Here is a 15,741-nt window from a genome sequence, read left to right on the forward strand (position 1 = left end):
GTGTCGACGCTCACGGGCGAGATCACGGACGGTTCGGGGATGGATGCGGACTACTGGTACCGGAATCTGCGCGGCACGGTGGAGTTCCAGGGCGCCGTCGAGACGCTGACCGACACCGGTCACGGGTTGTTCGTGGAGTGCAGCCCGCACCCGGTTCTGGTCATGGCGATCCAGCAGACCGCAGAAGAGGCCGCCTGCGTGGGCACGCTGCGCCGCGACGACGGTGGGCACGACCGGCTGCTGCTGTCCGTCGCCGAGGCGTACACCGGCGGCGCGGACGTCGACTGGTCGGCCGCCCTCGACGGCGGGCGCCCGGTCGAGCTGCCCACCTACCCGTTCCAGCGGCAGCGGTTCTGGCTGTCGGCCGGGGTGCGGCCCGCCCACCGCGCCGACCCGGTCGACGCGCTGCGCTACCGGATCGGCTGGAAGCCGCTCGGCGCCCGGCCGACCGCGCTCACCGGGCGCTGGCTGGTCGTCACCGGACCGGTGCCCGACGCCGCCGTCGACCTCGTCGTCGAAGCGTTGCGCGCCCACGGCGCCGAACCGGTACCGGTCGTCGGCGGAGGGGACCGCACGCCGTGGGCGGAGGTCGCGGGCGGTTGCGCCGGCGTGGTGTCGCTGCTCGCCCTGGACGACACCGCGCACCCCGCGCACCCGGCGCTGAGCCGGGGCCACGCCGACACGCTGGCCCTGGTGCGGGCACTGGGCGACGCGGGGGTCGCCGCGCCGCTGTGGGTGGTCACCCGCGGCGCGGTCGGCACGCCCGGCGAGCCACCGACCAGCCCGGCCCAGGCCGCGGTCTGGGGCTTGGGCCGCGTGGTCGGCCTGGAGCACCCCGAGCGCTGGGGCGGCCTGGTCGACCTGCCCGCCGTGCCCGACGCCGCGACCGGGGCGCACCTGGCCGCCGCGTTCGCCGGCGGTGAGGACCAGCTCGCGGTGCGGGCCGCCGGGCTGCTCGCGCGCCGGCTCACCCGCGCACCCCGACCGCCCCGGCCTCGCCGGGAGTGGCGGCCCCGGGGCACCGTGCTGGTCACCGGCGGCACCGGCGTCCTCGGCCCGCACCTGGTGCGCCGGCTGGCCGCCGAGGGGGCCGAGCACGTCGTGCTGCCCGGTCGGCGCGGTCCCGACGCGCCCGGCATCGCCGAGCTGACCGCCGAGCTGGCCGGGCGGGGGGTGCGGCTGACCGCGGCGCGGTGCGACGTGGCCGACCGCGCCGCCCTGGCCGAGCTGGTCGCCGGGCTCGACGGCCCGCCGGTGCGCGCGGTGGTGCACGCCGCGGCCCACATCGGCCTCGGGGCGATCGCCGACAGCGACCTGGCCGACTACGCCGAGGTGGTGGCGGCCAAGGTCGCGGGCGCGCAGCACCTCGACGAGCTGTTCGCCGACGCCGACCTCGACGCGTTCGTGCTGTTCTCCTCCATCGCGGGCGTCTGGGGCAGCGGGGACCACGCCGCCTACGCCGCGGCCAACGCCCACCTCGACGCGCTCGCCGAGCACCGGCGGGCCCGCGGGCTGCCCGCGACCAGCATCGCCTGGGGCGTGTGGGGCGCGACGAACCCGTGGGACGCCGACCGCGTCGTCGACGGCATCGACAACGACCAGCTGCGCGCCCGCGGCCTGCCGCTGATGGCGCCCGACCTCGCGCTGGAAGCCCTGCGGCAGGTCCTGGACGACGACGAGACCGCGCTGGTCGTGGCCGACGTCGACTGGGCCAGGTTCGTCCCGGTGTTCACCTCGGCCGGCGCCCGGCCCCTGCTCGACGAGCTGCCCGAGGCCCGGGCCGCCGCCGGGGGCGACGACGACCGCCCCGGCGCCGACGGCCTGGCCGCGCGCCTGGCGTCGGTGCCGCCCGCCGAGGCCGAGCGGGTCGTGCTCGGCCTGGTCCGCGCGCACGCCGCCGCGGTGCTCGGGCACGCGGGCCCGGACGCGGTCGAGCCCACCCGGCCGTTCCGCGAGCTGGGCTTCGACTCGCTCACCGCGGTCGAGCTGCGCGGCCGGCTGGCCGCGGCCACCGGGCTGCGCTTGCCCGCGACGCTGGTCTTCGACCACCCCACGCCGCGCGACGTGGCCAGGTTCCTGCGCGGCCGCCTCGCACCCGCCACCGCCCGGGGCGACGCCGTCGACCAGGTGGAGGAGCTGCTGTTCGGCCCGGACGGGGAGGCGGAGCGCGAGCGGACCGCGGCGCGCCTGCGGGCGCTGCTGTGGCGGTGGGACGGGCTGCCCGGTGCCGGCGAGGTCGACGACGACCTCGCCGGGGCCGACGACGACGAGATCTTCGACCTGATCGACGCCGAACTCGGCAGCGCCGAAGGGGGACGGCTCCATGGCTGACGAACAGCGGCTCCGCGACTACCTCAAGCGGGTCACCGCCGAACTGCGGCAGACCCGCCGCGCGCTGGACGAGGCCCGTGACCGGGCGGCCGAACCCGTCGCCGTGGTCGGCATGGCCTGCCGGTTCCCCGGTGGGGTCGCCTCGCCGGAGGACCTGTGGCGGCTGCTGGTCGACGGGCGCGACGCCGTCACCGGGTTCCCCACCGACCGCGGCTGGGACCTCGACGAGCTCTACGACCCCGACCCGGACCGGCCCGGCCGCACCTACGTCCGGCACGGCGGCTTCCTCGACGCGGTGGACCACTTCGACGCCGAGTTCTTCGGCCTCTCGCCGCGCGAGGCCGCCGCCACCGACCCCCAGCAGCGGCTGCTGCTGGAAACCGCGTGGGAGGCGTTCGAGCGCGGCGGGATCGACCCGCTGTCCCTGCACGGCAGCCGCACCGGCGTCTTCGTCGGCTGCCACTACCAGGACCACGGCACGCTGCTCAAGACCGCGCCCGACGGCTACGAGGGCTACGTGGTCACCGCCAGCAACACCAGCGTGGTGTCCGGCCGCATCTCCTACGTGCTGGGCCTGCGCGGGCCCGCGATCACCGTGGACACCGCGTGCTCGTCGTCGCTGACCGCCCTGCACCTGGCGTGCCGGTCGCTGCGCGACGGGGAGAGCGGCCTGGCCCTCGCCGGCGGCGTGGCGGTGATGGCCACCCCGGCCTCGTTCACCGGGTTCAGCCGGCAGCGCGGCCTGGCCCGGGACGGCCGGTGCAAGGCGTTCGCGGGCGCCGCGGACGGCATGGGGCTGGCCGAGGGGGTCGGGCTGCTGGTGCTGGAACGGCTGTCCGACGCCCGCCGCAACGGCCACCCGGTGCTCGCCGTGGTCCGCGGCTCGGCCCTCAACCAGGACGGCGCGTCCAACGGGCTGACCGCGCCCAGCGGCCCGGCCCAGGAGGCGGTGATCCGGCAGGCGCTCGCCGACGCCCGGCTGACCCCGGCCGACGTGGACGCGGTGGAGGCGCACGGCACCGGGACGACGCTCGGTGATCCGATCGAGGCGCAGGCCCTGCTGGCGACCTACGGGCAGGACCGCCGGGAACCGCTGTGGCTCGGGTCGGTCAAGTCCAACATCGGGCACACGCAGACCGCCGCGGGGATCGCCGGCGTGATCAAGGTGGTCATGGCGATGCGGTACGGGGTGTTGCCGAGGACGTTGCACGTGGATGAGCCGACCCCGCACGTGGATTGGTCCGCGGGTGCGGTGGAGCTGTTGACGGAGCGGCGTGGGTGGCCGGTGGTGGACCGTCCTCGCCGGGCGGGGGTGTCCTCGTTCGGGGTCAGCGGCACCAACGCCCACGTGATCCTCGAAGCCGCGCCGGAACCGGAGCCGGTGCCGGCCCCCGCCACCGGGGTGCTGCCCTGGGTGCTGTCCGCCCGCACGCCCGAGGCCCTGCGCGACCAAGCCGCCCGGCTGTCGGACTGGCTCGCCGACCGCCCCTCGGCCGACCCGGGCGCGGTCGCCGCCGCGCTCGCCGGGCGCTCGGTGTTCACCCACCGCGCCGTCGTGGTCGGCCGCACCCGGGACGACCTGGTGAGCGGGCTCGCCGGGATCACGACCGGCGAACCCGGCCGGGACGTCGTCACCGACGTGGCCACCGACCCGGGCGGCACCGCGTTCGTGTTCCCGGGTCAGGGTTCGCAGTGGGTGGGTATGGGTGTGGAGTTGTTGGCGGACAACGTGGTGTTCGCCGAGCGGTTCGGCGAGTGTGCTGCGGCGTTGGGCAAGTTCGTGGACTGGTCTCCGCACGAGGCTTTGAGCGACGCCGGTTTGTTGGGGCGGGTTGATGTTGTGCAGCCGTTGTTGTGGGCGGTGATGGTGTCGTTGGCGGCGGTGTGGGAGTCGTTCGGTGTTACGCCGTCGGCGGTGGTGGGTCATTCGCAGGGTGAGATTGCGGCGGCGTGTGTGTCGGGTGCTTTGTCGCTTGGGGATGGTGCTCGGGTGGTTGTGCTGCGCAGCAGGGCGATTCTTGCTCTGGCTGGTCGTGGCGGGATGGTGTCGGTGGCGGAGGCCGCAGACCACGTGCGGGACAGGATCGCGCGGTGGGGTGGCCGGGTCTCAGTAGCGGCGGTCAACGGTCCTGAGGTCACTGTGGTGTCCGGTGAGCCGGAGGCGTTGGACGAGCTGGTGGCCGTGTGTGAGGCCGACGGGGTCCGGGTCCGCCGTGTACCCGTGGACTACGCGTCGCATTCGGCTCAGGTGGAGCGCATCCGCGACGAGATCGTCACCGCGCTGGCCCCGATTCGTTCCCGCCCCGGCCGGGTGCCGCTGGTGTCGACGCTCACCGGTGAGACGACCGACGGTTCGGGGATGGACGCGGACTACTGGTACCGCAACCTGCGCGGCACGGTGGAGTTCCAGGGCGCCGTCGAGACGCTAACCGATACCGGTCACGGGTTGTTCGTGGAGTGCAGTCCGCACCCGGTTCTGGTCATGGCGATCCAGCAGACCGCGGAGGACGCCGTCGCGATCGGCACGCTGCGCCGCGACGAGGGCGGTGCGCGGCGGTTGCTGCTGTCGGTCGCCGAGGCCCACGCCAGGGGTGCCTCGGTCGACTGGCGGGCGGTCACCGGTCCCGCGGCGCACCTCGACCTGCCCACCTACGCGTTCCAGCGCCGCAGGCACCGGCTCCCGGCCACGCGCGGCGCCGGGGACGTCGCCGCCGCGGGCCTCACCGCACCCGGGCACCCCCTGCTGGGCGCGGTCGTCGAGCGCGCGGACGGCGACGGGCTCGTGGTGACCGGCCGGCTGTCCCGCACCGCGCACCCGTGGCTCGCTGAGCACTCCGTGCACGGCAGCGTGCTGCTGCCCGGAACGGCGTTCCTCGACGTGGTGCTGCACGTGGCCGGCCTGGTCGGGGCCGGGCGGGTGGACGAGCTGACCCTGGCCGCGCCGCTGGTGCTGCCCGAGCGGGACGGCGTGCGGGTGCAGGTGGTCGTCGGCGCCGCCGACGACACCGGGGCGCGGGCCGTCGAGGTGCACTCGCGCCCGGACGCGGGGGAGTGGACCCGGCACGCGACCGGGGTGCTGGCCGCGGCGCCGGCACCGGCGGACCCGGGCGACCTGGCCGGGGTGTGGCCGCCCGCGGGCGCGCTGCCGCTGGCGGTCGACGACTTCTACGCGGGGTTCGCCGAGCGCGGCTACGGCCACGGGCCCAGCTTCCAGGGGCTGCGGGCGGCCTGGCGGCGCGGGGACGAGGTGTTCGCCGAGGTGCGGCTGCCGGAGGAGCGGGTCGGCGAGGCCGCCGCCTACGGCGTGCACCCCGCCCTGCTCGACGCCGCCTCGCACACCCTGGCGCTGCTCGGCGACCGCGCCGACCAGGGCTCGGCGCACCTGCCGTTCGCCTGGACCGGGGTCACCCTGCACGCCTCCGGCGCCACCGCGCTGCGCGTCCGGGTCGCGCCCGCCGGCGGTGACGCGGTGGCGCTCGCCGTCGCCGACACCGCAGGCACCCCGGTCGCCGAGGTGGAGGCGCTGGTGGTCCGGCCGGTCACGGCGGACCGCGTGCGCGTTCCCGAGCCCCTGCACGCCGTCGCGTGGCGCCCGCTGCGACCCGCCGGCACGCCGGCGGCGCCGCCCACCGCGGTCCTGCCCGCGGGCGGTGACCTCGCCGACCTGGCGGACCCGGTACCGGAGGTCGTCGTCGCCGAGGTCGCCCCGCCGGGCGCCGGCCTGCCCGCCGACGCGCACGCCACCGCGCACCGGGCCCTGGGGCTGGTGCGCGGGTGGCTGGCCGACGACCGGTTCGCCGACGCCAGGCTGGTCGTCGTCACCAGGGGCGCGGTGGCGACCGGGAGCGGGGCCGCCCCGGACCCGGCCGTCGCGCCCGTCTGGGGCCTGGTGCGCACCGCGCAGACCGAGCACCCGGACCGGTTCGTGCTCCTGGACGTCGACGGGGACCTGCCCCCCGCCGCGCCGGCCGCGGCCGTGCGCTCGGGCGAGCCGCAGCTGGCCCTGCGGGCCGGGGAGTGGTTCGCGCCCAGGCTGACCAGGGCCACGCCCGGCGAGCGGGTCGTCCTCGGCGCCGGGGGAGCGGTCCTGGTCACCGGGGCGATGGGCACGCTCGGCGGGCACGTCGCCCGCCACCTGGTCACCGCCCACGGCGTCCGGGACCTCGTGCTGGCCGGTCGGCGCGGGGCGGACGGCGCCGCGGGCCTGGTCGACGAGCTGACCGGGTTGGGCGCCCGCGTCCGGGTCGCCCGCTGCGACGTGGGCGACCGCGCCGAGGTCGCCGCCCTGTTGGCCGGGATTCCGGACTTGGTTGCGGTGGTGCACGTGGCGGGTGTGGTGGATGACGGTGTGGTGGAGGGGTTGTCGGTTGGTCAGGTCGATGCGGTGATGCGGCCGAAGGTGGATGCGGTGGTGTACCTGGATGAGTTGACGCGGGGTCGGGGGCTTGGGGCGTTCGTGGTGTTCTCGTCGGCGGCGGGGACGTTCGGCAGTGCGGGTCAGGCCAATTACGCGGCGGCCAACGCGTTCCTGGACGCCTTCGCCCAGCACCGCCGCGCCCTCGGCCTGCCCGCCACGTCCTTGGCCTGGGCGCTGTGGGCGGACCGCAGCGGCATGACCGGCCACCTCGGCGACACCGACGTGGCCAGGATGACCCGCGGCGGCATGGTGCCGCTGGAGACCCCCGAGGCGCTCGCCCTGTTCGACGCCGCCCTCGCCGCCGCCGAACCGGCCGTGGTGCCGGTGCGCCTGGACACCGCCCGGCTGCGGGAGCAGCGCGCCGACGCGGTGCCGCCGCTGCTGCGCGACCTCGTCCGGGCACCGGCGCGCGGACGGGCCGCCGCACCCGCCGAGCAGGCCGGCAGCCCGGCCGAGCGGCTGGCCGCGCTGGGCGCCGCGGACCGGGAGCGGGCCGTGCTGGACCTGGTGCGGGCGCAGGTGGCGGCCGTGCTCGGGCACGCCTCGCCCGCGGGCATCGCCTCGTCGACCCCGTTCAAGGACCTGGGGTTCGAGTCGCTGACCGCCGTCGAGCTGCGCAACCGGCTCGCCGCCGCGACGGGGCTGCGGCTGCGCGCCACCCTGGTGTTCGACCACCCGACCCCGGCCGCGCTCGCCCGCCACCTCGACGGGCGCCTGGCCCCGGCGGCGCCGCCGCCCGCGCCGGACGTGGACGAGGCGGTGCTGCGCCGGGTGCTGGCCTCGGTGCCGCTCGACCGGTTCCGCGCCGCCGGCGTCCTGGACGCCCTGCTCCGGCTGGCCGACGAGGGCCCGGCGACCCCGACCGGTGCCACCGACCTCGACGACCTCGACGTCGACGACCTCGTCCGACTCGCCCTCGACGGCTCCGGGAGCTGAGATGACCACCCCGAACGACAGGGTCGTGACCGCGCTGCGCGCCTCGCTCAAGGAGAACGAGCGGCTGCGCAGGCACGTCGACGCGCTCACCGAGCCCATCGCCGTGGTCGGCGCGGCCTGCCGGTTCCCCGGTGGGGTCGCCTCGCCGGAGGACCTGTGGCGGCTGCTGCTGGCCGAGGGCGACGCGGTCGGCGGTTTCCCCACCGACCGCGGCTGGGACCTCGACGCCCTCACCGCCGACCCGGCCGCGCCCGGGGCCGTGCGCACCGCCCTCGGCGGGTTCCTCGCCGACGCGGCATCCTTCGACGCCGCCCTGTTCGGCATCTCGCCGCGCGAGGCCCTGGCCATGGACCCCCAGCAGCGGCTGCTGCTGGAGACCACCTGGGAGGCCGTGGAGCGGGCCCGGCTCGACCCGCGCTCGCTGCGCGGCACCCGCACCGGCGTGTTCGCCGGCGTCATGACCAACGAGTACGGCTCGCGGCTGGGCGAGCTGCCCGCGGACGTGCTGGGCTACGTCGGCAACGGCACCGCGGGCAGCGTCGCCTCCGGCCGGGTGGCCTACGCGCTGGGGCTGGAGGGTCCCGCGGTCACCGTGGACACCGCGTGCTCGTCGTCCCTGGTCGCCCTGCACCTGGCGGTCCGGGCGCTGCGCGGCGGCGAGTGCGACCTGGCCGTGGCCGCCGGGGTGACCGTGATGGCGACCCCCGGCACCTTCCAGGAGTTCAGCCGGCAGGGTGCGCTGGCCGCGGACGGCCGGTGCAAGGCGTTCGCGGACGCCGCCGACGGCACCGCCCTGGCCGAGGGCTCGGCCGCCGTGCTGCTGGCGCGGCTGTCGGACGCGCGCCGCGACGGGCTGCCGGTGCTGGCCGTGGTCCGGGGCACCGCGGTGAACCAGGACGGCGCGTCCAACGGCCTGACCGCGCCCAGCGGGCCCGCGCAGGAGCGGATGATCCGGGCCACCCTGGACGCGGCCGGCCTCACCGCGGCCGACGTGGACCTGGTGGAGGCGCACGGCACCGGGACGACGCTGGGCGACCCGATCGAGGCGCAGGCCCTGCTGGCCACCTACGGGCAGGACCGCCGGGAGCCGCTGTGGTTGGGGTCGGTGAAGTCGAACCTGGGCCACACCCAGGCCGCCGCGGGCCTGGCGGGCGTGCTCAAGGTGGTCATGGCCCTGCGGCACGGGGTGATGCCCAGGACCCTGCACGTGGACGCGCCCTCCTCCCACGTCGACTGGGACGAGGGCGACGTGCGGCTGCTCACCGAGGCCCGCCCCTGGCCGGGCACCGGGCGGCCCCGCCGGGCGGGGGTGTCCTCGTTCGGGGTCAGCGGCACCAACGCGCACGTGATCGTCGAGGAGGCCCCCGACGCGCCGGTGGGGTGCGAGCCCGCGCCGGGCGGCACCGGGCTCGCCGCGCCGCCGGTCGTGCTCTCGGGCCGGGGTGAGGCCGCGGTGCGGGCCCGGGCCGCGGCGCTGGCCGCGCACGTGGCCGCCCACCCCGGGCAGCGCCCGGTCGACGTCGCCTTCGCCGCGGCCACCACCCGCGCCGCGCTCGACCAGCGGGTCGCGGTGCGCGCCGACGACCCGGCCGACCTGGTCGCCCGGCTCACCGCGGTCGCCGAGGGGCGGACGCCGGTGCACACCGCGGACGAGGACGTCCGGCTGGGCCTGCTGTTCGCGGGCCAGGGCTCCCAGCACGCCGGCATGGGCGAGGCGCTGGCCCGGCGGTTCCCGGTGTTCGCCGACTCGCTGGCCGCGTCCGAGGCCGAGTTCGACCGGCTCGGCGTCGCGATCCGCGGCGCCGACGTCGACCGCACGGAGGTCGCCCAGCCGGCGCTGTTCGCGTTCGAGGTGGCGCTGGCGGCGTTGCTGCGCTCGTGGGGGATCGTGCCGGCGGTCGTGCTGGGCCACTCGGTCGGCGAGCTGGCCGCGGCGCACGTGGCGGGGGTGTTCACCCTGGCCGACGCGTGCCGCGTGGTCGCCGCCCGCGGCCGGCTGATGGGCGCGCTGCCCCCGGGCGGCGCGATGCTCGCCGTGCGGGCGGGCGAGGAGGCGGTGCGGGCCGCGCTGCCCGCGGGGCTGGACGTCGCCGCGGTCAACGGCCCCGAGTCGGTGGTGGTCTCCGGCCCGGAGGACGCGGTGGCCGCGTTCGCCGCGTCGGTGACCGCCGACACCCGCCGCCTGCGGGTGAGCCACGCCTTCCACTCCTCGCTGGTGGACCCGGTGCTCGACGAGTTCGCCGCGGTCCTGGCGACCGCGGAGTTCGGCGCGCCGCGCCTGCCGGTCGTGTCCGCGTTGACCGGGCGGGTGGCCGGCCCCGAGATCCGCACCGCCGGGTACTGGGTGCGGCACGCCCGCGAGGCGGTCCGCTTCGCCGACGCCGCCACCGCCGCCCGCGACCTCGGCGCGACCCTGTTCGCCGAGGTCGGCCCGGACGGCGTGCTCACCGGCCTGGTCGCCGCCGCGGTGGACGTCCCGGCCGTGCCGCTGGTCCGCCGCGACCAGCCGGAGGAGTCGTCGGTGCTGTCCGCGCTGGGCGAGCTGCACTCCCGGGGCGTGGCACCGGACTGGCCCGCGGTCTTCGCCGGCCTGTCCGCGTCCGCCGTGGACCTGCCGACCTACCCGTTCCAGCGGCGGCGGTACTGGCTGCGCGGCGCGGGGCACCCCGTCCTCACCGGGTCGGTCGAGCTCGCCGAGACCGGCGGCCGGGTGCTGACCGGCACCCTGTCGCGGGCCGGTCACCCCTGGCTGGCCGAGCACGTGGTGGCGGGCACCGCCCTCGTGCCCGGCACCGCCCTGGTCGAGCTGGCGGTCCAGGCGGCCCACCGGGTCGGCCTCGACCGGGTCGCCGACCTCACCCTGCGCACCCCACTCGTGGTGCCGGACCGCGGCGCGCTGCGGGTCCAGGTCACCGTCGGGCCGCCCGACGCCGGCGGGCACCGGCCGATCGCGGTGCACAGCAGGCCCGCGGACGACGAGACGTGGACCCGGCACGCCGAGGGCAGCCTGGCCGCCGGGCCCGCCGCCCCCGGCACCTTCGCCTGGCCACCCGCCGGCGCGACCCCGGTCGACCCCGCCGAGGTCTACCGGCGGCTGGCCGACGCGGGTGTCGACCACGGGCCGGCCTTCCGCGCGGTCGAGGCGGTGCTGGTCCGCGGCGACGAGGTGTTCGCCGAGGTCCGCACCACCCTGGACGGCGGCTACGCCGTGCACCCCGCCCTGTTCGACGCCGCGCTGCACGCCGCCGCGCTCAGCCCCGCGGCGGGCGCCGGCCTGCCGTTCACCTGGGCCGGGGTCGCCGTCCACGCGTCCGGGGCCACCGCCTTGCGGGTGCGCATCGCCCCCGCCGGGACCGGCGGCGTCGCGGTGACCGCGGTGGACGGGTCGGGTGCGCCGGTGTTCACCGTCGAGTCCCTGACCTCACGCCCGTGGCAGGGCGCGGCGCCGCCGCGCCTGATGCGGGTGGACTGGAAGCGCGTCGAACCCGCCGCCGGCCCCGCGACCGGGTTCGTGCCGGAGCGGATCGCGGTCCGGCCCGGTCCGGCGGGCGCGCGGGCGGCCACCCTGGCCGCCGTCGAGCTGGTCCGCTCCTGGCTGGCGGACCCGCGGTCGCGAACCGACCGGCTGGTCGTGGTCACCGGCGGCGACCTGGCCGGCCCCGCCCCCGACCCGGTCGCCGCCGCCGTCTGGGGCGCGGTGCGCACCGCGCAGGCCGAGCACCCGGACCGGTTCGTCCTCCTCGACACCGACGACGACCCCGGGTCCGCGGCCCTGTTCGACGCGGCGCTGGCGACCGGTGAACCGCAGCTGGCGCTGCGCGGGGGCGAAGTGCTCGTGCCCAGGCTGACCCGGCTCGCCCCCGGTGCGCCGGCCAGGCTCGACGCCGGCGGCACCGTCCTGGTCACCGGCGGCACGCGCGGCCTCGGCGCGCTGGTGGCCCGCCACCTGGTCGCCGAGCACGGCGTGCGCGACCTGGTGCTGCTCGGCCGCCACGGCGGACCGGCGCCGGACCTCGACGCCCGCGTCCGGGTGGTGCCCTGCGACGTCGCGGACCGGGACGCCCTGGCCGCCCTGTTGGCCGGGATTCCGGATTTGGTTGCGGTGGTGCACGTGGCGGGTGTGGTGGATGACGGTGTGGTGGAGGGGTTGTCGGTTGGTCAGGTCGATGCGGTGATGCGGCCGAAGGTGGATGCGGTGGTGTACCTGGATGAGTTGACGCGGGGTCGGGGGCTTGGGGCGTTCGTGGTGTTCTCGTCGGCGGCGGGGACGTTCGGCAGTGCGGGTCAGGCCAATTACGCGGCGGCCAACGCGTTCCTGGACGCCTTCGCCCAGCACCGCCGCGCCCTCGGCCTGCCCGCCACCTCGGTGGCGTGGGGCCTGTGGGACGTGGGCACCGGGATGACCGAGGCCCTGGGCGAGGCCGACCGGGCCCGACTGGCCGCCGGCGGCACCAGGGCGCTCGACCCGGCAACCGGCCTCGCCCTGCTCGACGTGGCGCTCGCCGGCGACGACCCGGCCGTCGTCGCCGTCGACCTGGACCTGGCCGCCCTCCGCACGGCCCCGGACCCGCACCCGCTGCTGCGCGACCTGCTGCGGCCACCCGGGACCGACCGCGCCGGCGCCCGACCCGCGGTCGGTCCCGGGGCCGAGGACCCCCTCGCCGACCGGATCGCCGCCCTGCCGGCGCCCGAGCGCGCGGCCGCGGTGCTCGCCCTGGTCACCGCGGAGGCCGCCGCCGTCCTCGGTCACCACGACACCGCCGCGGTCGGGCCGCACGTCGCCTTCCGCGACCTGGGCTTCGACTCGCTCGCCGCGGTCGACCTGCGCAACCGGCTGGCCGGGCTGACCGGCCTGCGCCTGCCCGCGACGCTGGTGTTCGACCACCCGAACCCGGTCGCGCTCGCCGACCGCCTGCTCGCCGACCTGATCGGCGCGCCCGAACCGGAGGCGGAGACCCGGCGCGCCGACGCCGGTGGCGACGAGGTCGCCATCGTCGCCATGAGCTGCCGCTACCCCGGCGGGGTCGACAGCCCCGAGGGGCTGTGGGAGCTGGTCGCCGAGGGCCGCGACGCCATCACCGGCTTCCCCGACGACCGCGGCTGGGACCTGGCCGCGATCCACCACCCGGACCCCGACCACCGCGGCACCTCCTACGTCACCGAGGGCGGGTTCCTCGCCGACGCGGCCGGGTTCGACGCCGAGTTCTTCGGCATCTCCCCGCGCGAGGCCGCCGCCATGGACCCCCAGCAGCGGCTGCTGCTGGAGACCTCGTGGGAGGCGGTGGAGCGGGCCGGGATCGACCCGCGCTCGCTGCGCGGCACCCGCACCGGCGTGTTCGTCGGCGTCATGCACCACGACTACGCCGCGCGCCTGCACACCGTGCCGGAGGAGGCCGAGGGCCACCTGGGCAGCGGGAACGCGGCCAGCGTCGCGTCCGGCCGCATCGCCTACACCCTCGGGCTGGAGGGCCCGGCCATCACCGTCGACACCGCGTGCTCCTCCTCGCTGGTGGCCGTGCACCTGGCCGCCCAGTCGCTGCGGCGCGGCGAGTGCGCGATGGCCGTGGCCGGCGGGGTGACCGTGATGGCCACCCCCGGTGCGTTCGTCGACTTCAGCCGCCAGCGCGGGCTGGCACCCGACGGCCGGTGCAAGAGCTTCGCCGACGCGGCCGACGGCACCGCGTGGGGCGAGGGCGTCGGCCTGGTGCTGCTGGAGCGGCTGTCCGACGCCCGCCGCCACGGCCACCCGGTGCTGGCCGTGCTCCGGGGCACCGCGGTGAACCAGGACGGCGCGTCCAACGGCCTGACCGCGCCCAACGGCCCGGCCCAGCGGCGGGTGATCCGCGACGCGCTCGCCGACGCGGGCCTCGAACCGCCCGACGTGGACCTGGTGGAGGCGCACGGCACGGGCACCTCGCTGGGCGACCCGATCGAGGCGCAGGCGCTGCTGGCCACCTACGGGCAGGACCGTCGGGAGCCGCTGTGGCTGGGCTCGGTGAAGTCGAACCTCGGGCACACCCAGGCCGCCGCCGGTGTCGCCGGGATCATCAAGGTGGTGCAGGCCATGCGGCACGGTGTGATGCCCCGGACCCTGCACGTGGACGCGCCCTCGTCCCGCGTCGACTGGACCGAGGGCGACGTGCGGCTGCTGACCGAGGCCCGGCCCTGGCCGGACACCGGCCGGCCCCGCCGGGCGGCGGTGTCCTCGTTCGGCATCAGCGGCACCAACGCGCACGTCGTCGTCGAGGCCGTCGACCGGGCCGAGCCGCCGCCCGAGGTCGACCTCGCCGTGCCCGTGGTGCTCTCCGCGCGCACCGATGACGCCCTGCGCGAGTACGCCTCCCGGCTGGCCGGGACGACCGGGCGCACCGCGGACGTGGCGCACGCCCTGGCCACCGCCCGCACCCCGTTCGACCGGCGCGCGGTCGTCGTCGCCCGCGACCGGGACGAGCTGCTGCGCGGGCTCGACGCGCTGGCCGCCGGCCTGCCGTCGGCGGCGGTCGTGCGCGGCACGGCGCGGGCGGGCCGCCGCGTCGGGTTCCTGTTCTCCGGGCAGGGCGCGCAGCGCCCCGGCATGGGCCGGGAGCTCGCCGACCGCTTCCCCGCGTTCGCCGCCGCGCTCGACCGGGTCTGCGCCGCGTTCGCCGGCGTCGGGCTGCCGGGGCTCGCCGACGCCGTCCGGTCCGGCGTCGGGGTCGACCGCACGGACCTGGCCCAGCCCGCGCTGGTCGCGGTGGAGCTGGCGCTGGCCGAGCTGCTGGGCTCCTGGGGCGTGCGACCCGACGTCGTCGTCGGGCACTCGGTCGGCGAGGTCGCGGCCGCCCACCTGGCCGGGGTGCTGTCGCTGACCGACGCCTGCCGCCTGGTGGCCGCCCGGGCCGCGCTGATGGCCGAGCTGCCGGGGGGCGGGGCGATGGTGGCGGTGCGCGCGGCCGAGGACGAGGTGCTGCCCGTGCTGCCCGACGGGGTGGCCGTCGCCGCGGTCAACGCCCCCGACGCCGTGGTGCTGTCCGGCGCCGAGGCCCCGGTGCTCGCGTTCGCGGAGCAGTGGGCCGCCAGGGGGCGCCGGACCCGGCGGCTGCGCGTCAGCCACGCCTTCCACTCCGCGCTGGTCGAACCCGTGCTCGACCGGTTCCGCGCGGCGCTGGGGGAGGTGGTGTTCCGCGCACCCGCCACGCCGCTGGTGTCCACCGTCACCGGCCGCCTCGCCGGACCCGAGGTGGCCGAGGCCGAGTACTGGGTGCGGCACGCCAGGGCGACGGTCCGGTTCGCCGACGCCGTGCGCGCGGCCGAGGCGCTGGGCGTCACCGACTTCCTGGAGGTCGGGCCGGACAGCGTGCTCGCCGCGCCCGCCCGCGCGACCGCCTCGGGCGACACGGCCGTCCACTCGGGACTGCGCGCCGACCGCGCCGAACCGGTGGCGCTGCTCACCGCGGTCGCGGGCCTGCACACCCGCGGCGTGGCCGTGGACTGGGCCGCGACGTTCGCCGACGTGGAGGTGCACCACGCCGACGTGCCCACCTACCCGTTCCGGCACCGCAGGCACTGGCTCGACGCGACCGGCCCGGCGCTGCCGGACGGCCCGCTGTGGCGGGCGCTGCTGACCGGCGACGCCGACGCCGTGGCGGACGTCCTCGGCCTGCGCCCCGACGAGCCGTGGGGTGCGCTGCTGGCCAAGCTCGCCGACGGGCTCGGCGCGCGGCCCGACCCGGCCGCGGCCGACGAGCCCGCCGCCGAACCGGGCGGGCCGCGGGCGCGGCTGGCGGGGCTGACCGGGCCGGAGCTGGAAAGGGCGGTGCTGGACCACCTGCTGGCCGACATCGCCGCGGTGCTCGGCCACGACTCGCCCGACGGCATCGAGCCCGATGCCGACCTGCTCGACCTCGGCTTCGCCTCGCTCACCGCGGTGGAGCTGCGCAACCGCCTCGCCGAGGCCACCGGCGCGGACCTGCCGCCGACGCTGGTGTTCGACCACGCCACCCCGGCCGACCTGGCCCGCCACCTGTGCGCCGAGCTGGTGGGCGCGCGCACCGCACCCTGACCCGCACGCACCGCAC

At 77.7% G+C, this 15,741-nt stretch carries 1 protein-coding gene and 4 pseudogenes (1 of these 5 running past the window's edge); all 5 read left to right on the forward strand.

What is annotated here, in order from left to right; translation table 11 throughout:
* A protein-coding gene (locus tag EKG83_RS49415) for a type I polyketide synthase (protein ID WP_407690767.1) crosses the window boundary here: on the forward strand, positions 1-2,331 show its 3' portion. Its footprint begins 2,337 nt before the window's first position; only the last 2,331 of its 4,668 coding nucleotides appear in the window; its start codon lies off the left edge, out of view; it ends in the stop codon at positions 2,329-2,331.
* Positions 2,328-10,331, forward strand: a pseudogene (locus tag EKG83_RS19200) (SDR family NAD(P)-dependent oxidoreductase); the annotation flags it as partial. The gene EKG83_RS49415 and the pseudogene EKG83_RS19200, both read left to right, overlap by 4 nt.
* A 27-nt stretch (positions 10,332-10,358) precedes the next feature.
* Positions 10,359-11,120 (forward strand): annotated as a pseudogene (locus tag EKG83_RS49995) (polyketide synthase dehydratase domain-containing protein); the annotation flags it as partial.
* 147 nt (positions 11,121-11,267) lie between these two features.
* A pseudogene (locus tag EKG83_RS50000) lies at positions 11,268-15,224 on the forward strand (type I polyketide synthase); the annotation flags it as partial.
* Between the two features lie 279 nt (positions 15,225-15,503).
* Positions 15,504-15,725, forward strand: a pseudogene (locus tag EKG83_RS50005) (acyl carrier protein); the annotation flags it as partial.
* Positions 15,726-15,741: the final 16 nt, after the last annotated feature.

This window comes from Saccharothrix syringae, from assembly GCF_009498035.1.
GTDB classification, from domain to species: Bacteria; Actinomycetota; Actinomycetes; order Mycobacteriales; family Pseudonocardiaceae; genus Actinosynnema; species Actinosynnema syringae.